The sequence below is a fragment of the Pseudoalteromonas sp. SR43-7 genome, assembly GCF_014163785.1.
In the GTDB taxonomy this organism is placed as follows: Bacteria; Pseudomonadota; Gammaproteobacteria; order Enterobacterales; family Alteromonadaceae; genus Pseudoalteromonas; species Pseudoalteromonas distincta.
The window spans coordinates 24598-46301 of the sequence record NZ_JACJDY010000029.1; the positions used below are offsets into that span (position 1 = coordinate 24598).

18 protein-coding genes and 7 tRNA genes are annotated in these 21704 nt (G+C 41.0%); 13 read left to right on the forward strand and 12 right to left on the reverse strand.

From position 1 onward, the window contains the following. Window positions 1-112 precede the first annotated feature (112 nt). The 4 genes from H5087_RS17935 (at window position 113) to H5087_RS17950 (ending at window position 5102) form a co-directional block, all read left to right on the forward strand. Window positions 113-2296: a YHYH protein gene (locus H5087_RS17935; protein ID WP_182672918.1), complete on the forward strand. Its 2184-nt coding sequence runs from the start codon at window positions 113-115 to the stop codon at window positions 2294-2296. 37 nt (window positions 2297-2333) lie between these two features. Further along, entirely contained in the window at window positions 2334-2843 is a 510-nt protein-coding gene (locus H5087_RS17940) for a hypothetical protein (protein ID WP_182672919.1), read from the forward strand. Between the two features lie 221 nt (window positions 2844-3064). After that, entirely contained in the window at window positions 3065-4423 is a 1359-nt protein-coding gene (locus tag H5087_RS17945; RefSeq protein ID WP_259397788.1) for an ATP-binding protein, read from the forward strand. A 4-nt stretch (window positions 4424-4427) separates the two neighbouring features. Further along, window positions 4428-5102 carry a response regulator gene (locus H5087_RS17950; RefSeq protein ID WP_182672921.1) on the forward strand — a complete coding sequence of 225 codons (675 nt, stop codon included), beginning with the start codon at window positions 4428-4430 and terminating at the stop codon, window positions 5100-5102. A gap of 155 nt (window positions 5103-5257) precedes the next feature. Here the strand turns inward: H5087_RS17950 and H5087_RS17955 are convergent, their stop codons facing one another. Continuing rightward, the gene (locus H5087_RS17955) at window positions 5258-5944 is read right to left on the reverse strand and encodes a DUF3334 family protein (protein WP_002959987.1); all 687 of its coding nucleotides are present in this window, start codon (window positions 5942-5944) and stop codon (window positions 5258-5260) included. A 116-nt stretch (window positions 5945-6060) separates the two neighbouring features. Here H5087_RS17955 and cmoA point away from each other — a divergent pair, with 116 nt between their 5' ends. The 5 genes from cmoA (at window position 6061) to H5087_RS17980 (ending at window position 10408) form a co-directional block, all read left to right on the forward strand. Beyond that, on the forward strand, window positions 6061-6786 hold the full coding sequence (gene cmoA / locus H5087_RS17960; RefSeq protein WP_182672922.1) for a carboxy-S-adenosyl-L-methionine synthase CmoA: 726 nt from the start codon (window positions 6061-6063) through the stop codon (window positions 6784-6786). Between the two features lie 12 nt (window positions 6787-6798). Beyond that, a complete protein-coding gene (gene cmoB / locus H5087_RS17965; protein ID WP_138488804.1) occupies window positions 6799-7767 on the forward strand; it encodes a tRNA 5-methoxyuridine(34)/uridine 5-oxyacetic acid(34) synthase CmoB in 969 nt (322 codons plus the stop codon). A 190-nt stretch (window positions 7768-7957) separates the two neighbouring features. Continuing rightward, complete coding sequence (purM, locus tag H5087_RS17970; RefSeq protein ID WP_002959993.1) at window positions 7958-9010, forward strand: phosphoribosylformylglycinamidine cyclo-ligase; 1053 nt, start codon at window positions 7958-7960, stop codon at window positions 9008-9010. After that, on the forward strand, window positions 9010-9657 hold the full coding sequence (gene purN, locus H5087_RS17975) for a phosphoribosylglycinamide formyltransferase (protein WP_002959994.1): 648 nt from the start codon (window positions 9010-9012) through the stop codon (window positions 9655-9657). Before purM ends, purN begins: the two co-directional genes overlap by 1 nt. 16 nt (window positions 9658-9673) lie before the next feature. Further along, window positions 9674-10408 carry a DUF3108 domain-containing protein gene (locus tag H5087_RS17980; protein ID WP_182672929.1) on the forward strand — a complete coding sequence of 245 codons (735 nt, stop codon included), beginning with the start codon at window positions 9674-9676 and terminating at the stop codon, window positions 10406-10408. A gap of 48 nt (window positions 10409-10456) precedes the next feature. Here H5087_RS17980 and H5087_RS17985 read toward each other — a convergent pair whose 3' ends face one another. Continuing rightward, window positions 10457-11221 carry a class II glutamine amidotransferase gene (locus tag H5087_RS17985; RefSeq protein WP_182672923.1) on the reverse strand — a complete coding sequence of 255 codons (765 nt, stop codon included), beginning with the start codon at window positions 11219-11221 and terminating at the stop codon, window positions 10457-10459. A gap of 324 nt (window positions 11222-11545) precedes the next feature. Between H5087_RS17985 and fadE the strand changes: the two genes are divergently transcribed. Continuing rightward, a complete protein-coding gene (gene fadE / locus H5087_RS17990; RefSeq protein WP_182672924.1) occupies window positions 11546-14002 on the forward strand; it encodes an acyl-CoA dehydrogenase FadE in 2457 nt (818 codons plus the stop codon). A 707-nt stretch (window positions 14003-14709) separates the two neighbouring features. Here fadE and H5087_RS17995 read toward each other — a convergent pair. From H5087_RS17995 to dnaQ, 9 genes are all read right to left on the reverse strand, one after another. Beyond that, a tRNA-Asp gene (locus H5087_RS17995) sits at window positions 14710-14786 on the reverse strand. A 54-nt stretch (window positions 14787-14840) separates the two neighbouring features. Then, window positions 14841-14917, reverse strand: a tRNA-Asp gene (locus tag H5087_RS18000). Between the two features lie 37 nt (window positions 14918-14954). After that, window positions 14955-15031, reverse strand: a tRNA-Asp gene (locus tag H5087_RS18005). Between the two features lie 38 nt (window positions 15032-15069). Beyond that, window positions 15070-15146: transfer RNA gene (locus tag H5087_RS18010), tRNA-Asp, on the reverse strand. 31 nt (window positions 15147-15177) lie between these two features. Continuing rightward, window positions 15178-15254, reverse strand: a tRNA-Asp gene (locus H5087_RS18015). 41 nt (window positions 15255-15295) lie between these two features. Continuing rightward, a tRNA-Asp gene (locus H5087_RS18020) sits at window positions 15296-15372 on the reverse strand. A gap of 27 nt (window positions 15373-15399) precedes the next feature. Then, window positions 15400-15476 (reverse strand) — tRNA-Asp (locus H5087_RS18025). A gap of 97 nt (window positions 15477-15573) precedes the next feature. After that, entirely contained in the window at window positions 15574-16944 is a 1371-nt protein-coding gene (locus H5087_RS18030) for a TIGR03503 family protein (RefSeq protein WP_182672925.1), read from the reverse strand. 9 nt (window positions 16945-16953) lie between these two features. Beyond that, a complete protein-coding gene (gene dnaQ / locus H5087_RS18035; protein ID WP_024606537.1) occupies window positions 16954-17667 on the reverse strand; it encodes a DNA polymerase III subunit epsilon in 714 nt (237 codons plus the stop codon). A 68-nt stretch (window positions 17668-17735) separates the two neighbouring features. Between dnaQ and rnhA the strand changes: the two genes are divergently transcribed. Then, window positions 17736-18200, forward strand: coding sequence for a ribonuclease HI (gene rnhA, locus H5087_RS18040; protein WP_024606536.1), 465 nt, complete (start codon window positions 17736-17738; stop codon window positions 18198-18200). Here rnhA and H5087_RS18045 read toward each other — a convergent pair. Further along, window positions 18197-18970 (reverse strand): class I SAM-dependent methyltransferase, encoded by a 774-nt coding sequence (locus tag H5087_RS18045; RefSeq protein WP_182672926.1) that lies wholly within the window; start codon window positions 18968-18970, stop codon window positions 18197-18199. The two genes, rnhA and H5087_RS18045, sit on opposite strands and share 4 nt — an antisense overlap. 53 nt (window positions 18971-19023) lie before the next feature. On the opposite strand from H5087_RS18045, the gene gloB reads away from it, so the two are divergent. Together gloB and H5087_RS18055 are read left to right on the forward strand one after the other, a co-directional pair. Further along, window positions 19024-19797 carry a hydroxyacylglutathione hydrolase gene (gene gloB, locus H5087_RS18050; RefSeq protein WP_149602938.1) on the forward strand — a complete coding sequence of 258 codons (774 nt, stop codon included), beginning with the start codon at window positions 19024-19026 and terminating at the stop codon, window positions 19795-19797. Window positions 19798-19952: 155 nt separating this feature from the next. Beyond that, the gene (locus H5087_RS18055; protein ID WP_182672927.1) at window positions 19953-21533 is read left to right on the forward strand and encodes a LysM peptidoglycan-binding domain-containing protein; all 1581 of its coding nucleotides are present in this window, start codon (window positions 19953-19955) and stop codon (window positions 21531-21533) included. The last annotated feature ends 171 nt before the right edge of the window (window positions 21534-21704 follow it).

A 21704-nucleotide genomic window follows, 5' to 3' on the forward strand; every position in this document is an offset into this window, starting at 1 on the left:
GCAGCTCACAACTTAACGCCAGCCCTTAATAAAAAAAAGTTTAAAACTACATAATTGCCCTACATTTGAGAACTACACTCTTAAAAGTTAATTTAATCTTTGGAGTTTTTAAATGATGAAAAATACCCATGCCATTTTACTCAGTGCCCTGTGCTGCTTAACCTTAAGTGCCTGCAACGAGCAAAACAGCCAATCACTTGAACAATCAAACCTCAATGATTTTACTCTAACCAGCTCAAAAGTAAGTGATGGCGGTAATTTGCCTATTACTTATACATGCGATGGGCAAAGCATTAGCCCCCCACTTAACTGGAGTGGAGCACCTAAGGCAACCAAATATTATGCGTTAATTATGGATCATAAAGCGCCAGAGGGAATGCATTGGTATTGGACCATGTACAATATTGCCGCCGATAAAACACAAATTAAAGCGGGCGAAACCCTCGGTGAAGTAGGCTCTAATAGCGTAAACGATTTAAGCCAATACGCGCCGCCTTGCTCTAAAGGTCCAGGTGAAAAAAGCTATACTTATACTGTGTATGCGTTATCTGCACCGGTTACCTTTAATAGCGATACAAAGGTAGATCGCTCAGCATTACTCGCTGCTGTAAAAGATATTACGCTCGATACTGCAAGTATGACGGTTAAATACTCGCGAAGCGCCAGTAGCGCCGAACACAAACCAAATACAAGACCAAAACCAAATGAGCAACCAAAGCCTGATAAATCATATTTAACCGCTAACGTAAAATCACCTCGTTGCGATGCTATTACACAATCAGTGAGTAATGCAGGGTTTAATAAAAGCGTATCTGTTACGTGCGATGAACAATATGCTTATATTGCCTCATCTACTTATCCTGATCATGAAGTAATGACTGGTATTACAGGTACTAACGAGCAAATACCCGTTCCAGCTAAAGACTACGTAGCACCTATAAAGCTAAACCCGAAAAAAGCAAAAACAATAACAACAATTGATGCAGCCGTAGGTGTTGCCGTTAATGGCGTACCAATATACGACTATTCTTCGCAAGGTGAGTTGGACGTAAATAGCTACGATGAAAAACACGACACGTTAGCACTCGGACAGTTAGATATATGTGGCGGACACGCAGGGCGAGGTGATGACTACCATTATCATGTATCGCCAACGTGTATGATTGACACAATGAAAAACCAAACAAGCGATGGCATTATTGGTTGGGCTTACGATGGTTACCCGCTGTATGGCAGTAAAAACCCAGACGGCAGTGCAATTGCCAAAGGTGACCTTGATGTATGTAACGGGCAAGCCGACGACACATTTGGCTATCGCTACCAAACATCAGCTACGCCGCCGTATATTATTCAGTGCTTAGTTGGTGAAGTAGATACCGCAAAATTACCAAGAGTTGCACCACTTAGTGGCGATACTCAAGGTATAAGAGCCGACTTGCGCCCGCCACAAGGAGGCGTTGAAAACCTAACGCACACAATCTCTGAAAACGGCAGCCGTACAATGAGCTACTCATACAAAGGCGAGAACTACTTTATAACCTACAGCCCTGCATCACAGGGAAAATACTGCTATAGCTTTAAACAAAAAACCATCAGTAATGGTGGCAAAGTTCAAACAGGGACATTTTGTAGAGGTCCGCAACCAAATCACCTTACTCCAACAGTCACTAAGCAAAATACAAATCCTGCCATTACGGGCAAGCATAACTTAAAGCTAGAAGCATGGGCTGATAACTGGTTTACAGCCTACATAGGCGAGCAGTTACTTGTTGAAGATTCTGTGCCTATAACCACAGAGCGTTCATTTAATGCCGAAAGTATTACGTTTTCTGCAAACTACCCTATTGAGCTTAATTTAATAATTAAAGACTTTAAGCAAAACGACACTGGGCTTGAATACATCGGCGCTAAAAATCAGCAAATGGGTGATGGCGGTTTTATTATGCAGCTTACCGACACCGATACAAATAAAGTAGTTGCCGTAAGCGATAAAAGCTTTAAATGCGAAATACTTCACAAAGCGCCGCTCAACAAATTATGCGAAAGCGAATCAAACCCAGTTGCGGGCGAAGGCGTTTGTACGTTTATGTCAAAAGAAGCACCAACTAACTGGCTGCAAAGTAACTTTGACGATACCAATTGGGCTAATGCAGTAGAGCACAACTTTGCCGATGTAGGACCAAAAGACGGTTACGACGACATTAACTGGGATGAAAACGCAAAATTCATATGGGGCGAAGACTTAGAAACCGACAACACCCTTATTTGTAAAGCAATTATTGAGCAACCTCAATAAACAAAAAGGTCAACCGCCTCAATAAAAGGTAGTAATTATGTATTTTTTAAAAAAATCAAAATGGCTAATGCTAGCGTGTATTTTAACAAGTATGAGCGCTCAAGTGAGCGCCCATGTATTAAAAAACACAACAGCCCAAGTAATTTTAAGAGACGGGCAAATTGAGGTTAAAGTATTAACTAATGCTGAGCATTTAATTTCAGCGCTGCAAAGCGAGCAAGCATGGCTTATGGGCGATATTGATAAGCTTATGCCTACAAACTTAAGTGCAGAGCAACAGGAAGAGTTTGTAAAAAATGCACTTAAACAAAAAACGAGCTTACGTGTAAATCAGCAAGTTATCGTGTTTGAACGCGTCGCTTTTACCACCAGCAACAACAACGAAGCGCACGACCTAGAAATTGTTTTTCAAGCGAAGCACACATTTACAACAGTAGATGAGCTTGCCATATCGTTCCCTAAAAGTTTAGGTGCAGTACACGCAAGCTTTGTAAAACCACAATATAAGTTACTGGGTGCTGGCGATACCGCAAAAATAAAGTTCTAGTCCAAATATCAACATATCTAAAAAGCTTACTTAAAAAGGATTTTAGTAAGCAACTCCCCAAATACGCTAATTGTAGGCACATAATCAATATGCAATACTGCTTGGTACGTTAACACATGATTTTTACTATTTGCCAATCAGTGAAATTAATACATAAATTCTTTTTAGCTTTTTTTATCACTAATATCGCCCTTGTTGGGCTTATGTTTGTGTTTATATACATGACCTTTTCGTCAGGGTTTAACGACTTTGTTGAACAAGAAGAAACAAAGCATGTCGCAATGGTTAAGCAGCAACTTATTGAGCTTTATAGCGAATTAGGCAGTTGGCAACCTATTACGCAAAACACGCAATTATGGCGCTCTATTGTAGAGCCGCAAAAAAAGCCAGGTGAACCTAAAACTAATAAACACACAAGCACCCCACCCAAACCAAATAGTAGTAAAGCAACGCCCTCTTTATTGTGGGTACACTTACCTGCGGGTTCCCTTAAAACAGGGCAACGTATAAGTTTATATGATCAAAATAAAAAAGTTGTTGTTGGTAGAGCGAATTTAAACGACAACCCACATATAGAGCCAATTTTATTAAACAATAACGTTATAGGCTGGATAGGTTTAGTACCTTCAAAACTTGTGCAAAGTAGCCCAGCAAAAGCATTTTTAGCAGCGCAATTTCATAACTATTTTATGATCACGTTACTCGTTATTGTGCTCGCATTTATTATGGCTATTGTGTTATCTCGCCATTTAATAAAACCAATAAAGCAAATAGTGACTGGCACCGATGAGTTAACAAAAGGAAATTTTGCCAGCAGAATAATCCCCTCTAGTAAAGATGAGCTAGGTACTCTATCCAACAATTTTAACGCCTTAGCCCACACGCTTGAACAAAACCAACAAATGCGGTTTCAATGGGTGTCAGACACATCCCACGAATTAAGAACCCCACTTACCGTACTACGCTCGCATTTACTAGCCGTACAAGATGGCGTATTTACAGCCGACACAAAGCGCATTAATTTACTCATAAACCAAGTAGATAACTTAAGTCACGTTGTTGACGACCTAGCCCAGCTAGCACAAACAGATAGCGTTAATTTAACCTATAACAATGCGCGCACTGATTTAATAAGCATTTTTGAGCAATCAATTGAAAACTACACCGCTCGCTTTAAAGAGCGTCAATTAAATGTAGATAGCAAAAGCTTAGCCAAAGCCAGTAAATGTATAATAAATGGCGATAAAGAACGCCTTGTGCAATTATTTTCAAACCTGTTAGAAAATACCTGCAAATACACGCATAAAGGTGGGCAAGTAATAATACTTGCCAACAAAACACCCAATAACATTGAGCTTATTTTACAAGACTCCGCCCCAAGTGTTTTACCAAACGACTTACAAAAATTGTTTGAGCGTTTTTATCGCGTTGAAAAATCTCGAAGCCGAGAGCACGGCGGTTCGGGCTTAGGGCTTGCACTTTGCAAACAAATAGTAGAGGCACATGGCGGTCAAATATCGTTGCACAACTCACCACTTGGTGGGCTAGAAGTTAAAATAACGCTGACACTTTTAGGTTAAAATAATGGCATCACAAAAAATACTTATCGTTGAAGACGAAGAAAACATTGCCGAGGTACTTATTGCCTACGCTAAGCAACAAAATTACGAAACTGAGCACTTTAATAATGGCAAAGGTGTAGTTAGTTTTGTAAAACAAAACGCAGTAGATTTAATACTTCTTGATTTAATGCTGCCAGATGTTGATGGCATAGAGCTATGTAAGCAAATAAGAGCCTTTTCAAGTGTGCCTATTATTATGCTTACCGCAAAAAGTGAAGAAATAGACCGCTTGCAGGGTTTAGAGATCGGCGCCGATGACTACATATGCAAACCCTTCAGCCCCAAAGAAGTTATAGCACGCATAAAAGCCGTACTAAGAAGGACCAGCCAGCCTAAAACCAACATCATCAATCATAATAATTTTCAATTACACAAAGACGATTACGAAGCCCGCCTAAACGGCAAAAGCATTGGCTTTACCGCCGTCGAGTTTAAAATATTTTTATTATTTATAAGCCACGTAGGGCGTGTTTTTACCCGCGAAGATATTATTAATAACGTATACAGCGACACAATCGACATATCCGATCGAAACATAGATACACACATTAAAAATATACGAAAAAAGATTAACGACATTCAAGCAGGACTAAACCCAATAGCAGCGGTTTATAGTGTGGGTTATAAGTTTAAATAATAGGTTTACTTATTCAAATAAAGCTAACATGACGCAAAAGCGCGATATAAATCGCGCTTTTATTTTAATCACTAACCTGAACACTCATAACTAAAGATTAACAGCTGAGCAGTCGTTGGGTTTCGTTTCACTCAGCCCAACCTACGTAAATAGACTTAAAGCCCTAGGCCTGCCATAAAATCATCATCGCCATCATCTTGTTCTACTGCTTTAGATGATTTTTCTTTGTCCGCTTTTTTACGTGCTTCGTTTTCAATTATGTCATCTGGGTCGAGTGCTTCTGCAATATCAAAGTCGTGTAATTTAATGAACTCTGTTTTATCCATCGCTAATTCCAAGTAAAAAATATTTTGCTTACTTGTGGTGAATGTTACGCGTCGGGCTTGCGGGCGATCCATTGTGGTATCTACCGATATTTGAACTTGCTTATTTATTGCCATCATTTTTGGCTGGTTTTGCGTAATAGAGGTATGCAATTGCTCACGCACTTTAGACGTAAAGTCGCCAACAATTTGATTCATCAACTCGCCTAGTACGTTTGATACGTCGTCTGATAAATGGCTATGCGCTATTTCATCTTCTGGCATTCCCATATTGCGCATGTAATCGCCATAAATTTCCATCGCCGCTTGCGAGGTAAAGTTGGTAATTACGAGCCCTGTAAAACCGCCGTCAAATAAAACAAAGCAACCAATATCTGGTCGCATACATGTACGTGTTATTTTTTGCACCATGGCTGAGTAGCTAATACCATTACCGCTGGCTGATGTGAGTACACCTGTCACTGAATGACAAAGGGTTGCTAATATATCGTCTGTGCTGATGACCTTACTTTTGCTCATTTAATCTTCTCTTTTGTACTTATTATTCATAATTCTAGTCAAGCTACTGAATTTATCACTGACTATCCAGTATAAAATGTTAAAATAGCGCCATTATTTACAAAGAGACTGCCTTCGTGACCATAAAAGACAGTATTTATGCCTCTGAGCAACAAGTAAAAGATTTTAGCTTTGATCAAAATGTAGTCGAAGTTTTTCCAGATATGATTCAGCGCTCTGTGCCTGGCTACGCAACTATTGTCAGTACAATGGGTAAACTTGCGGGTGAGTACGCACAAAGTAACTCAAATCTTTATGATTTAGGCTGCTCTTTGGGCGCAGTAACACTAAGTATGCGTCGTAATATTCGCACTGATAATTGCCACATTATTGCAGTAGATAACTCACAAGCCATGGTTGAGCGTTGTAAAATGCATTTACAAGGTTTTAAATCGGACGTGCCGGTTACTGTTACTTTGGGCGATATTAACGAGCTTGAAATTCAAAACGCATCGGTTGTGGCAATGAACTTTACGCTGCAGTTTATTCCACACGCACAGCGCCAAGCCGTACTTGAGAAAATATACGCTAATTTAAAACCTGGTGGTGTATTGCTGCTAAGCGAAAAAATTAAAGCCGAAAACGAGCAATGCGATAACCTATTAATTGATTTGCACCACGACTTTAAACGTCACAATGGCTACTCGGAGCTTGAAATAAGCCAAAAACGTACCGCCATCGAAAACGTTATGCGCCCAGATACACTAAGCGCTCACTTTACTCGCTTACAAGATATTGGTTTTAGCCAAACTCAAGTGTGGTATCAATGTTTTAATTTTTGCTCAATGGTAGCAATTAAATAAAGAGAGTCATCCATGTCTCAATGGTTTAACCAATTTTACGCATCTATCGCACAAAGCCCACTTAGTCACTGGCTAGAAACCCTCCCTGCTCAATTAAAACATTGGCAAAACGAGGCTAGCCATGGTGATTTGCCTAAATGGCAAAAAGTACTTAAAAACTTGCCTGAGGTGGCAACTTCCCATGTTGATATTTCTACTAAGGTAGAAATTGGCGCCCCAGGAGAGATGAGTGATGGCGAGCAAAAGCAAGCCATGCATTTATTAAAACGCATGATGCCATGGCGCAAAGGCCCATTTAGTGTGCACGGTATTGAAATAGATACAGAGTGGCGCAGTGATTGGAAGTGGGACCGCCTGCTTCCTCATATTGAGCCACTAAAAGGCCGCACTGTTTTAGATATTGGTTGTGGCTCAGGGTATCATTTATGGCGTATGCGCGGTGAAGGCGCAGAGTTTGTCGTGGGTATTGATCCATCTGATTTATTTTTATGTCAGTTTCAGGCAATTAAACACTACAACCCAGATGAAAACGTACATTTACTGCCACTAGGCGTTGAAGCATTACCCGAGCTTAAAGCGTTTGATACTGTTTTTTCGATGGGCGTACTTTATCATCGTCGCTCACCTATCGACTTTTTAGCGCAGTTAAAAGCGCAGCTTCGCCCAGGCGGCGAACTCGTACTTGAAACCCTAGTAATTGAAGGCGACGAAAACACGGTATTAGTCCCTACCGACCGCTACGCTAAAATGCGCAACGTTTGGTTTATTCCAAGTACTGCAGCATTAAAGCTGTGGATGGAACGTGTTGGCTTTAAAGATGTGCAAATAAAAGATTGCGCTATTACCACACTTGAAGAGCAACGCAAAACCGACTGGATGGAAAACGAATCGTTAATCGACTTTTTAGATCCAAACGATACAAGTAAAACAATTGAAGGCTACCCTGCTCCACTTCGAGCCATATTAACCGCAAAAGCATAGCTGTTAATTTAACGCCTTTAATACTAAAAAAACGCCTACGGGCGTTTTTTTGTTTATTTAAACAACAAACAGCGGACAAGTGTCCTTGTTAATTATTTCAAAATTACATTTACGCTAGCCGCGACCTTGCAATTGTTGTAAAATACGCGCGTTTCTAAGCAACCCAAAACAACTATTTTGAGGAAAACCTGTGAGCGAACAAAAACAGTCTCTAAGCTATAAAGACGCGGGCGTAGATATCGACGCTGGTAATGCACTTGTTGAGCGTATTAAAGGCGTAGTTAAAAAAACTCGTCGTCCTGAAGTAATGGGCGGAATTGGTGGTTTTGGCGCACTTTGCGAAATTCCTGAAGGCTACAAGCAACCAGTATTAGTTGCAGGCACAGATGGCGTTGGTACTAAACTACGTTTAGCAATTGACTTAAAAAAACACGATACGGTTGGTATTGATTTAGTTGCAATGTGTGTGAACGACTTAATTGTTCAAGGTGCTGAACCCCTGTTTTTTCTAGATTATTATGCAACTGGTAAACTAGATGTAGACACAGCAGCTGACGTAGTTACAGGTATTGGCAAAGGTTGTGAAATTTCAGGTTGTGCCCTAATTGGTGGCGAAACAGCTGAAATGCCTGGTATGTATGATGGTGAAGACTACGACATGGCAGGCTTTTGTACAGGCGTTGTAGAAAAATCAAAAATTATTGATGGCACAAAAGTAGCAGCAGGCGATCAGCTTATTGCACTTGCATCAAGCGGTCCTCATTCAAATGGCTTCTCTTTAATTCGTAAAGTACTTGAAGTGTCAAAAGCTGATACCAGCGCTGACTTTGAAGGTAAAACATTAGGCGAAACTCTACTTGAGCCTACGCGTATTTACGTAAAACCTTTACTTGAGTTATTCAAAAACGTTGACGTACATGCGCTTTCGCATATTACTGGCGGCGGTTTTTGGGAAAACATTCCACGCGTATTACCCGCTTCAGCAAAAGCTGTAGTTAAAGGTGATAGCTGGCAGTGGCCACCAATTTTTAATTGGTTACAAGAAAACGGCAACATTACTACACACGAAATGTACCGTACATTTAACTGTGGTGTAGGCATGGTTTTAGTAGTCCCTGCAGACAAACTTGAGCAAAGCTTAACAATGCTAAAAGACTTGGGCGAAAATGCATGGCACCTTGGTGAAATTCAAGATGCAGCAGCTGGCGAAGAGCAAGTTGAAATTGTAGGTGGTGCTAAGTAATGGCACCGACTCGTCTGGTAGTTTTAATCTCAGGTAGTGGCTCTAATTTACAAGCCATCATAGATGCCTGCGAACGTGGCGAGATAAACGGGCATATAGCGGCTGTTATTAGTAATAAAGCAGACGCTTATGGCCTAGAGCGTGCAAAACAAGCAGGTATTGCTACAAAAGTGCTCAGTCATAAAGATTTTGACTCGCGCGAAGCGTACGATGCGCAATTAATGAACGTTATCGACTCTTTTATGCCAAATCTAGTTGTATTAGCTGGGTTTATGCGTATTCTTACTCCTGGCTTAGTGCAAAAATATGTTGGAAAAATGTTGAACATTCATCCATCTTTGTTGCCTAAGTATCAGGGGCTGAATACCCACCAAAGAGCAATTGATGCAAAAGACGATGTTCATGGCGTAAGTGTTCACTTTGTTACTGAAGAATTAGACGGCGGTCCCGTTATTCTTCAGGCGCAAATACCTGTACTCAAGGATGATACAGCAGAAACATTAGCAAAACGCGTGCATGAGCAAGAGCATATAATTTATCCTTTGGTGGTCAAGTGGTTCAGTGAACACAGACTTACTATGGAAGCAGATTATGCAGTTCTTGACAAAAAACAACTTCCTGCACACGGCGCGCACTACCCACAATAAAAAAATAAGTGCCCTGTTGTTATGTGCGGGCGCTTTACTTCCAACTAGCCTAATTGCAGGCGAATTGACCCAGTATCAAGCTAATTACGATATTTTACGCAAAGGTAAAAATCATGGTGAGGCTGTTCGTGAGCTCAAAAAAACGGGCGACGATACTTATGAACTTACATACCACAGCAATATTGAGTGGATGATTTTCTCTGACTCTCGTGAAGAAACATCAAAGTTTACCTTTAAAGATGGCAAGGTTACCCCGCATCATTACAACATGATTCGTACAGGGACAGGCCCAGATAAAGATTACAAAATTGATTTTGATACAACAAACAAAGTAGTGACTAGCAGCGCTAGTGAATACCCACTTAAATGCGAATGGACTGATGAATTTCAGGATGCTATTTCGTACCAAGTGCAAGTGCGCGAAGGATTGAAAAAAGGCGAAACAAGCTTTTCATTCCCCCTTATAGATAAAAAAGGTAACCGCCGCGACTACAACTTTGAAGTATCTGGCACCGAGATGATTTCATTGCCTATCGGTAATGTAGAAGCTATTAAAGTAAAGCGTTTATACGATAACGATAAACGCCAAGCAATTGCATGGTTTGCGCCAGAAATGGATTACATGCTGGTACGTATGTGGAAAGGCGAAAAAGGTATGGAGCAGTTTGAAGTTCAAATGAATTCATTTACTGTTACTGCGCCTACAGCTGTTGCGCCTGTAACAGCACAACAACCTCAAGAAGCTAACTAAATTTAATTAAACCAAAGTTAAGTTAAGTTAGTATTTAAAATAGGTGGGCTAAATTAGCTCACCCATTTTAAACAATGCAAATTCCCCCGGCTCCATTTTTTGCCAGCGCTCATCATTCGTCAAAGGCCTTGTAGCTATAACTGTTACTACATCGTTTGGTGTGGTCTCTTGTTGAAAATCAACCACCATGTCGGCATCAATCAACGTTGCTTTACCAAATGGCGCACGGCGCGTTATGTAATGTAAGTTATTAGTGCAATACGCTAAAACAAACACCCCATCGGTCAATAACATATTAAACACCCCTTTTTCACGCAGAGTTTGCGAAAGCTTAGCCGCGTATCTAAAAACCGACGCCATATTACTTGGACGCTTTGGGTATTTTTCACGAATTTTATCAAGTAACCAACAAAAAGCGAGTTCGCTATCGGTGTTGCCTACTGGGCGATAGTACTGCGGTTTTAAATCATGATAATTAGATAGCTGCCCGTTATGAGCGTAAGTAAGCTCGCGCCCCCATAACTCTCGCGTAAAAGGATGAGTATTTTCAAGGCATACTCTCCCGCGGTTACCTTGGCGAATATGGCTAATAACCGAGACACTTTTAATGGGGTATGCTTTGACGAGCTTTGCAATTTCAGATTGATAACTCGGCTCAGGATCTTTAAAGGTTCTACAGCCTTTACCTTCGTAAAATGTAATACCCCAACCATCTTTATGTGGTCCCGTGTTTCCGCCACGCTCTAAAAGGCCTGAAAAACTAAAACAAATATCGGTAGGCACATTGGCTGACATGCCAAGTAATTCACACATTAATAAAATAACCCTTAAAAACCATACATTAAAATAAATAGCGTTATATTTGTGTATTAAGCGTACACTAATTTGCAGCCCGCTATAACGGCTATACTTACTTAAAAAGTGTCATTTTGCTATTAGATTTATTTATTTTTACGTTAACACTACTTACGGCTAATGCTTTGACTATACGATAGTTATTGAGTGTTCCTCTGCCGGGTAATTAAATATCGTATTTAAGTTACTTTCTACTACAATTTAACATCGTTATGTACTTGAAAATTACTGTTACTAGCGCTACTCTAAGCGAGGTGGTCTGACCTCTATTAAGGAATAAAAATGACACTCATATTTACACTGGTTCTAATCGCGTTGCTTTGCACTGCGGTTTACCACAGAGCAAGTTGGAACACAGCACTTGGTGTTTCGGCTATAACTTTATTAATTGGTACCTTTGCGGGTGCTTTTGGTTTAATTAGCTGGTTGATCTTTTTGATCATCGCGGTTCCTCTTTCTGTTACTGGCCTTCGTCAGCAATATATCATCAAGCCTATTTTTGCTACGTTTAAAAAAGTAACGCCAAGCATGTCTGATACTGAAAAATCAGCTATTGATGCCGGTACGACGTGGTGGGAAGCTGACTTATTTTGCGGTAACCCAGATTGGAAAAAACTTCACCAATACCCAGTTCCTAAACTTACTATTGAAGAGCAAGCCTTTGTTGATGGCCCTGTTGAAGTAGTATGTAGCATGTTGGACGATTGGGAAGCAACGCACGAACTAACCGACCTTCCTCAAGATGTATGGCAGTATCTAAAAGATAATAAATTTTTTGCCATGATCATCAAAAAAGAATACGGCGGTTTAGAGTTTTCTGCATTTGCACAGTCTTGTGTACTTCAAAAACTAACAAGTAAATCAACATTACTTTCGTCAATTGTTGGTGTACCAAACTCTTTAGGCCCAGGTGAATTATTACAACACTATGGTACAAAAGAGCAAAAAGATCATTACTTACCGCGCCTAGCGAGCGGTCAAGAAATTCCATGTTTTGCATTAACTTCGCCAGAAGCGGGTTCTGATGCAAGCTCAATTCCAGACTACGGTGTGGTATGTAAAGGGCAATGGAATGGTGAAGAGGTTGTGGGTGTTAGTTTAACGTGGAATAAGCGTTACATTACACTTGCCCCAGTGGCTACCGTACTTGGTCTTGCGTTTAAGTTACAAGATCCAGATGGGCTAATTGGCGACAATAAAGAGCCAGGCATCACCTGTGCACTTATTCCAACGGACACTCCTGGAGTTGAAATTGGTCGTCGACATTTCCCGCTTAACGTACCATTTCAAAATGGTCCTACTCGCGGTAAAGATATTTTCGTACCACTTGATTATATTATTGGTGGTCCAGATATGGCTGGTCAAGGCTGGCGCATGCTGGTTGAGTGTTTATCGGTTGGTCGTGCAATTACATTGCCGTCAAATTCTGCCGGTGGCATTAAAATGATTGCCGTTGCAACGGGTGCGTATAGCCGCATTCGTCGTCAGTTCCGTTTACCTATTGGTAAAATGGAAGGTGTTGAAGAGTCACTAGCAAAACTTGCTGGTTACGCTTACAGCTCTGATGCTGCGGTTAGTATGTCTACGGGTGCGGTTGATTTAGGCGAAAAGCCATCGGTAGTTTCTGCCATTATTAAATACCACCTGACAGAGCAAATGCGTGATGCAACTATTCATGCAATGGATGTACTTGGCGGTAAGGGCATCATGCTTGGGCCAAATAACTATTTAGGTCGTGGCTATCAAGGGGCACCTATTGCCATTACCGTTGAAGGTGCAAACATCTTGACCCGTAATATGATTATTTATGGTCAAGGTGCAATTCGCTGTCATCCATTTGTACTTACCGAGCTAGGTGCGTGCGAAATTGAAGACCGCGAAGAAGCGCTTAACGTATTTGATAAAGCGCTAATGGGTCACATTGGTTTTACTATGTCGAATCTTGTACGTACTAAATGGCTTGCACTTACCGGCGCTCGTTTTACAAGTGTGCCGTACAACGACGAAACCGCTGAATTTTACCGTATAGCGTCACGCTTTAGTGCATCACTTGCTCTTATGTCAGACATTAGCATGGCAGTATTTGGTGGTTCACTAAAACGTAAAGAACGTATTTCAGCACGTTTAGGTGACTTACTTAGTTACTTATACTTAGTGTCTGCAACGCTTAAGCGTTACAACGACGAAGGCCGTAAAAAAGAAGATTTTGCTCTAGTAAAATGGAGTTGCCAAGATCACCTCTACCATTGCCAACGTGCACTTGCTGATTTAATTAATAACATGCCTTCGGCTCCACTACGTGGTGTTTTAAAAGTATTGTTATTCCCGTTTGGTCGCCCGGTTCGTAAACCAACTGACCAACTTGAGCATAAACTTGCGCAACTACTACAAGTACCTAGCGAAACGCGTAACCGTTTAGCAAGCTACGTATACTTAAAAAATGAGCCGCTTAACCTTGTAGGTCGTCAAGAGCAAACGCTTAAAGACATCCTAGACGTTGAGCCATTATTTGAAAGAGTATGTAAAGAGAAAGGCCTTAAACTGCCATTCTTCCAGCTTGATAAGGTAGCGCAAATGGGGCTTGAAGCAGGCATATTAAGCCAAGCAGAGGCTGATAAACTAGCTGCTGTTGAGCAATCTCGTTTAGATGTTATTAACGTTGATGACTTTGACCCTGCGGACTTACTTGCAGGCAAAGCCGCACGTAATAGCGTTAAAAAAGAAGCTGATGCTGCTTAACTAAGCTAAGCATTTACAGACCAAAAGCCAGCATATAACGTGCTGGCTTTTTTGTGCACAATAAAAAGTTTTAACAACGTGATGGAGTAGTTTAATTCGTTAGATTGTTTAAATAATTATACAGCTTGGTATAACATGCAGCTCTGACATCTAACCAACCCTAAAAGCTCTGTATTGATTAAATACCCTTAATTCATCTCTATACTCCTGTAAAAACTTAAACCCTCTCAAGAGCTCTACAAGTACAACACTATAAAGTTAATGACTATACCAATTAGCAATAATACTTAGAGCCTGCCTAGCAGTGTTAAAAGTCTCTGATATACGACTGCATGGATGCAGGAGATAGAGCAATGAAGGATCATTTGCCGAAAACAACTAAATAACGAATTATTCCTTATTATCGACATGCTTTTCTTACATCAAAATAGATTACTTAATTAAGCGAACTGGGGTTAAACCTGGCGTTAAGTTAACTGCGGTAAAAGTTTCAAAGTTACGAAAGAAGGGATACAGCGCAATGCACAAGCACTTAACCAGAGCATCGGCAGATTGATATAGGTATTGATACGGATAATAAGGAATATTAGCAGGTTCGTGCAAGTAATGTGTTTGATAGCTGATAGCTGATAGCTGATAGCCAAAGAATGTTTTACTAAATTATTTAATCAAGGATTTTATAAGCTTGTTATTGAGGAAATAACAAGTGGCGGAGTGGACGGGACTCGAACCCGCGACCCCCGGCGTGACAGGCCGGTATTCTAACCAACTGAACTACCACTCCGCAGTGGTATGTGCATGGGGTAATGCACTTACTAATTTTAATCATGATATCAAATGGCGGAGTGGACGGGACTCGAACCCGCGACCCCCGGCGTGACAGGCCGGTATTCTAACCAACTGAACTACCACTCCGCAGAGATATCATTATACTTGTTATTACTTAATTTGTTGGCGGAGTGGACGGGACTCGAACCCGCGACCCCCGGCGTGACAGGCCGGTATTCTAACCAACTGAACTACCACTCCAGCATACAAATTTTGTAATATAACATTGTTTAAATAGTTGGCGGAGTGGACGGGACTCGAACCCGCGACCCCCGGCGTGACAGGCCGGTATTCTAACCAACTGAACTACCACTCCAGCGCATATTTAAACTGTTATTTTTTCTTATTGGCGGAGTGGACGGGACTCGAACCCGCGACCCCCGGCGTGACAGGCCGGTATTCTAACCAACTGAACTACCACTCCATAATAAGAATATGTTTTACAACCATACGTTGTGTAAGTGTTGGCGGAGTGGACGGGACTCGAACCCGCGACCCCCGGCGTGACAGGCCGGTATTCTAACCAACTGAACTACCACTCCAGCTTTTACTTACAAGTTTTACGAAAATGGCGGAGTGGACGGGACTCGAACCCGCGACCCCCGGCGTGACAGGCCGGTATTCTAACCAACTGAACTACCACTCCATATTTTCGTTGCTGTTTAGGTCTCCCTGACAGCGGCGTGAATAATACGAACCAACCCCTATTTCGTCAAGGGCTTTTTTGTTTTTTTATAGGTTTTTTAGTCATCTGTCATCGAAAGGTTTAAAATTTCACCTGATCTGTCATTTTTTGAGCCATTTTTACCGACTTGATTTTTTTCTGTGTCGGCAACATCACCTTCACTTATTTTCTTTTTCTTTAAAAAAGGCAGCTTCACTTTAAATTTAATCGGTTTTTTCTGAACAAAGATACGAATTAACAACCATCCAAGTAATAAAATAAGCGTATTGCAGCCTACAATTAAACTAATAATCGTCGATGTGGCCTTTTTTTCTTCAGCAGGTTCACTCTCAATCATTTTATCTGGTGTAATAATCGTTGCCGGATCAATTTCGGGCACCGCTTCTATGGGTCGTTCTATCTCAAATTTATACGTTGGCAGCGTTGCCATAAATTCACGACCATTAATATTAGTGCCAAAAACAGACAGTTCAACACTATATCTACCCCAATCATAATTTTTAACACTAAGCTGACGTGAGTCTTTAGCTGCAGCATCTATGGTAAACATCTGCTCTTCGTTATTGGGATAGTATATTTTTCCCTGGATGATGACTGTCTCTGGCTTAACGATACTTGGGTCTATATTTATAGTTAACAGATGCTCGTCTGTGTCTTGCTCTGCTAACGTGACTTCGGTTACAAAAGGTGGTTCGTGCACTTCTATTGTATTTTGCACAATGCGACGCTGCAGCAGAGGTGTTGCCACGTAAAGCTCTGGTGTCCATTCACCCGCAGGAAAATCTAAAGTAAACTCGCCGGTAAACACACCATCTTTAGGGCGCTCATCAAACCCACGTCCATCGTCTTTAAATTCCGCTACCTCTTGAATGCCTGCGCCAAAGTTAGCAAAGTTTTCATTGTTGGTACTTACAAAGTCAACATTAAGGCTCACAACATCCCTAAATAGGTTTGTGTTAATTGGCTCACCGTCGTTTAGTATTTTCCCGGTGATTTTTATTGTCTCCCCCCTAAACAGCATTGAAGGAAGAGGCTCTGCTTCAAGAGATATTTCGCCTAATACAACTATTCTGCTATCGGGCAAAATACTGCCTATTACTTGCCAAGGACCTGCCATAGGTTTTTTTATGGTAACTAAATCGTAGCTGAGTTCGTCAAACCAATCTAAGTTAGGGTTTTTAACTGAGTCAGTAGCAAAGTACTTACTGCCATCGGGCCGCACTAAAATAACAGCAGGTGCACCTGATTTTCTAAAAAACAGCAGTGTTATTTCATCTATTTTGCTATCTATGCGAAAACGATTATCAAGTAAAGGGATCTCATTTTGATGCCCATCGCGCTTGAGCACTTCTACTTGTTTTACGCCATATGCATTGCCAGTAAATAAACTAGCGGCACATAACGCTGTTACAAAATACATCGTTTTCATTAAATCGCCTTATTCAGCGCGCCATATACATTGGCCGCCTTCTTTGTTTACAAGATCTAATCGTGCTTCGTGTGCGCTTTGCTCAGCGTCGCTTGCTCGCAGAACAACTAATGGGGCTCTATCACTATTTAAACGCTTTATACCGCCTTTCTGTTGCTCGCTGCCGTCATCTTTGTTTTGATTCAAATTCAGCTTTGTTTGTCCACCCGTCATGGCAAGGTAAACATCGGCTAAAATTTCAGAATCCAGTAGCGCGCCGTGAAGTGTTCGCTTTGCGTTATCTACATCGTAACGACGACATAATGCATCAAGATTGTTCTTTTGACCTGGATGCAAGTCACGCGCCATTTTAAGCGTGTCGAGAACTTGACAAAAAGTCTCTGTTTTAGGATAGCCCTGATTAAGTAGTGCAAATTCATTATCCATATGACCAACATCGAACGGTGCGTTATGAATAACTAACTCAGCCCCTTCAATATAGTCGAAAAACTCTTGGGCAATTTGATGAAATAACGGTTTATCACGTAAAAACTCGTTAGTAATACCGTGAACGTCGATTGCTTCTTCTTCACTTGGCCGTTGTGGGTTTATATAAACGTGAAAATTATTGCCTGTTAAACGGCGATTTACTAACTCCACACAACCAATTTCTATAATACGGTGCCCTTGTTTAGGGTCGATGCCGGTGGTTTCTGTATCTAAAACTATTTGTCTACGTGCCATATCGAATTTAGCCTGATTCTGGTATCTTTCTATAATCACTTTATTGTACATAAGATCAAGGTAAAACAGTGCAAAAAACCGTAGAGATTTACACCGATGGCTCATGTTTAGGTAATCCAGGCCCCGGCGGTTATGGTATTTTTATGATTTATAACGGCCACGAAAAAGAAATGAGCCAAGGTTATAAACTCACAACAAATAACCGAATGGAAATGCTCGCGGCTATTGTAGCCCTAGAATCACTCACTCGAGAATGCGAAGTAAACCTAACAACCGATAGCCAATATGTTAAGCAAGGCATTGAATCGTGGATCACTAACTGGAAAAAACGTGGCTGGTTAACATCAGCTAAAAAGCCGGTTAAAAACGTCGATTTATGGAAACGCTTAGATAAAGCCTGTAGCGAGCACAATGTAACTTGGAAGTGGGTTAAAGGGCATAGCGGCAATAAATACAACGAAATAGTTGACGATTTAGCCCGCGATGCCGCTGGCAGTAAAGATTTACTAGAAGATGTAGGCTACCAGCCTTAATTGTTATTTTTTTCATCGCAGCGCTTAAAGTGCTGCTTTGAGGTTTGCCTAAGCCCTGCTCCTTTTACTGGCGCAAACTGCGGCCTAGCATGCCACTTAGGTTTTATTGGCGTAAGTGGCGCAACTCTTTTTCGTGCCACCAGCATATAAACACTGCCCATTGGTTTTAAATACTGTTTTGCAAAAGTCCGCCAAAACTCAAATCTTGATAACCTGTTACCTCTTGCCAGTGATGAATAAATAAAACGTTCGTCACTTACAATTTCAAAACCCAATAAATTTAGCCAATCTTTAACCCTCGCAGGGGTAAAAAAGCGCCCCGTCCATGGTAATTTCTGACCACTAAAAGGCAGCATTTGTGCAAGCCCACACAAACTAAACGGGTTAAAACCAGTCACTAGTATATAACCACCCGGAATAAGCGTGCGATGTGCTTCTCGTAAAATGTGATGTGGGTCTGAATGATACTCTAAGCAGTGGCTTAGTATGCAGGCATCAATACTGTGCTCGTAAAATGGCAATTCATCTATGTCAGCAACTACCCCGGTGTAAGGCCCAGGCTCTGCAACACACACTTGGTGTTTAATCGTACTTATACTTGTGTTTAATTCGCCACTTAAATTACCCAACTTAAGCATATGATAGCCAAACATACGCGGTAGCCATTGCTCCATTTTACGTTCAATATCTGTGCGTAAATAATCCCCATGAGGAAACTGCTGCCACGACAGTGGTTTGGGTCCTTCTTGAAAACTAAGGGCTGGTTTCATTTTTTGAGCTCGTTATACTATGTGATAAGTGTCACTTTATAGAGCAATTTACCATGGTGCAAGTCAAAGCAATTAAAGCCTTTTCTGATAATTACATTTGGTGTTTAACTACCGATAACAGTAACCAAGCATGGGTAGTCGATCCAGGCCAAGCACATCCCGTATTAACGTACTTAGCTGAGCACAAACTAACGCTTGGTGGTATTTTAATTACGCATCATCACTACGACCACACTGATGGCGTAGCTGAATTAGTTGACGCCTATCCAGATATATCGGTTTATGGCCCTGCAAATAGTCCATTTAAAGGCGTCACTCACGCACTCACTGATGGACAAAGCATCAGTGTGCTTAATATTAACTTTACTATTTTAGCAACTCCTGGGCACACGCTTGATCATATTTGTTACACAAATGATGAACTTGCTTTTACAGGCGATACATTGTTTAGCGGTGGATGTGGGCGCTTATTTGAAGGCACGCCGGAGCAAATGTGGAAATCTTTTAATAAACTAAGAGAGCTGCCTGCAAGCTGTGTTGTGTATTGCACACACGAATACACGCAAGCTAATCTTGCCTTTGCCAAAGCAGTTGAACCACGCAATCCAGAACTCCTTGCGTACAGTAAAAAAGTAGATGAATTACGCAGTAATAATCAAATCTCATTACCTACTTCTATTGGACAAGAGCTAAAAATAAATCCATTTATGCGTAGCGATTTGCCAACCATTATAGAGTTAGTGCCCGAGAAATTTATCTCGGTTACAAAAAACAATGAACCTTGGGGAAACTTTGCGAGTCTGAGACAGTTCAAAGACAATTTTTAATGCAAAAACTAATACTTTAATATTTATTTTATTAGAATCATTAACTTAAGATATAGTGATGATTCTATTTCTGCGTTTTAAAATGTCATTAAGTGGCAATGTTAACTCATAGCAGGTAGTATTCGCCGAGTTTTTTACCCGATGTATTGGTATTTATGAATAAATCTCCCCTATTAGTAGCCTTGGCGTTAGCGCTAAGTGGTTGTCAAACACTGACAACTTTAGAGTCAGACTCTAAAGTTGCCACGCAAGCAAACCAACAACTCGAAGGCGCAAGTCCTAACGACATTAACAATGCATTGATGGTAAACGCACAATATCAGCAAATTGACCCTGATGAGCAAGAAGCTCCCGTGTTTGATGATGTGTGGGAGCGAATTCGCTACCAACTTTCTATCGAAATACCGCAAAACCGCCCTGTTGTTACTGAACGTAATTATTACGCTCGCCACCAAGCCTATTTAGATCGTATTTCTAAACGTGCAGAACCTTACTTACACTTTATTGTTGAAGAAGTAGAAAAGCGCGAAATGCCAATCGAAATTGCACTACTGCCTATTGTAGAAAGCGCATTTGACCCGTTTGGTTATTCTAATCGCAGCGCATCGGGCATTTGGCAGTTTATGCCTGCAACCGGTGAGCGATTCGATTTAAAACAAAACTGGTGGTACGACGGTCGTCGCGACATAGTGCAGTCGACTCGCGCAGCACTTGACTACTTATCGTATTTACATAAAACACTTGAAGGCGATTGGCTAAATGCGATTGCTGCTTATAATTCAGGTGAAGGGCGCTTGATGCGCGCAATTAAAAAGAATCGTAAAAAGCATTTACCTACCGATTTTTGGTCTCTTGATTTACCAAGCGAAACAACAGCCTACGTACCAAAGTTATTAGCACTTGCCGATTTATTAAAACGCTCAGATGATTTTAACGTTACATGGCAACCAGTAATTAATGCACAAGTGGTTGAAGTGGTTGATGTTGGCTCGCAAATAGATCTAGCACTTGCTGCTGATATGGCCGATATGACGCTTACTGAGCTATACAGATTAAACCCCGGTTTTAATCGCTGGGCAACTGATCCTAATGGCCCACATTCTTTATTACTGCCAGTAGATAAAGCAGAGCAATTTAGCCAAAAACTAGCAAACACTGATGTTAAAAACAGATTACGCTGGCAGCGTTATATTGTGGCTCGAGGCGACAGCTTATCAGTAATTGCCAAAAAATTTACAACGAGCTCAAGTGCAATCCGATCGCTTAATAAACTCAAATCAAATACGATTAAAGTAGGCCAAGAGTTACTAGTCCCGCTTACTGATGGCGCTATAAATAGCGAACATTTACCAAAGCAGATGCGTTTAGCTGCTAATAAAGCAACTCGCACAAAGCTTTCGCACACAGTTAAAAGTGGCGACACGTTATGGGACATTAGCCGCGAATATGACGTAACTATGGATGAGTTGGCTAAATGGAATAAGCTAAAGAAAAACTCTGTACTGCGCCTAAATCAAAAACTTACTGTGTATAAGTCAGCTAATAAACCACAAGCAACGGCAAGTACCAACCGTACTATTACATACAAAGTACGCCGTGGTGACTCACTTGCACGTATTGCGTCTAAGTTTAATCTAAGCGTTAACGAAATTATTAAGTGGAATAATTTAGCCGGTCAAAAATACTTACAACCTGGCCAAAAGCTAAAACTTAAAGTTGATGTCAGAAGTAGTTAATTTATAAAACTATATTAAAAGTAAAAAAGTAAAAAGGAGCGCATGCGCTAATGCCGATCAGTTAAGAAAATGACCGGTTGACCGATCCAAACGATCATGCAAAATCCGTAGTTAGGAAACTAACTACGGATTTTTTTGTGAATATAGAACAAGCACTGCAAGCAACACTTG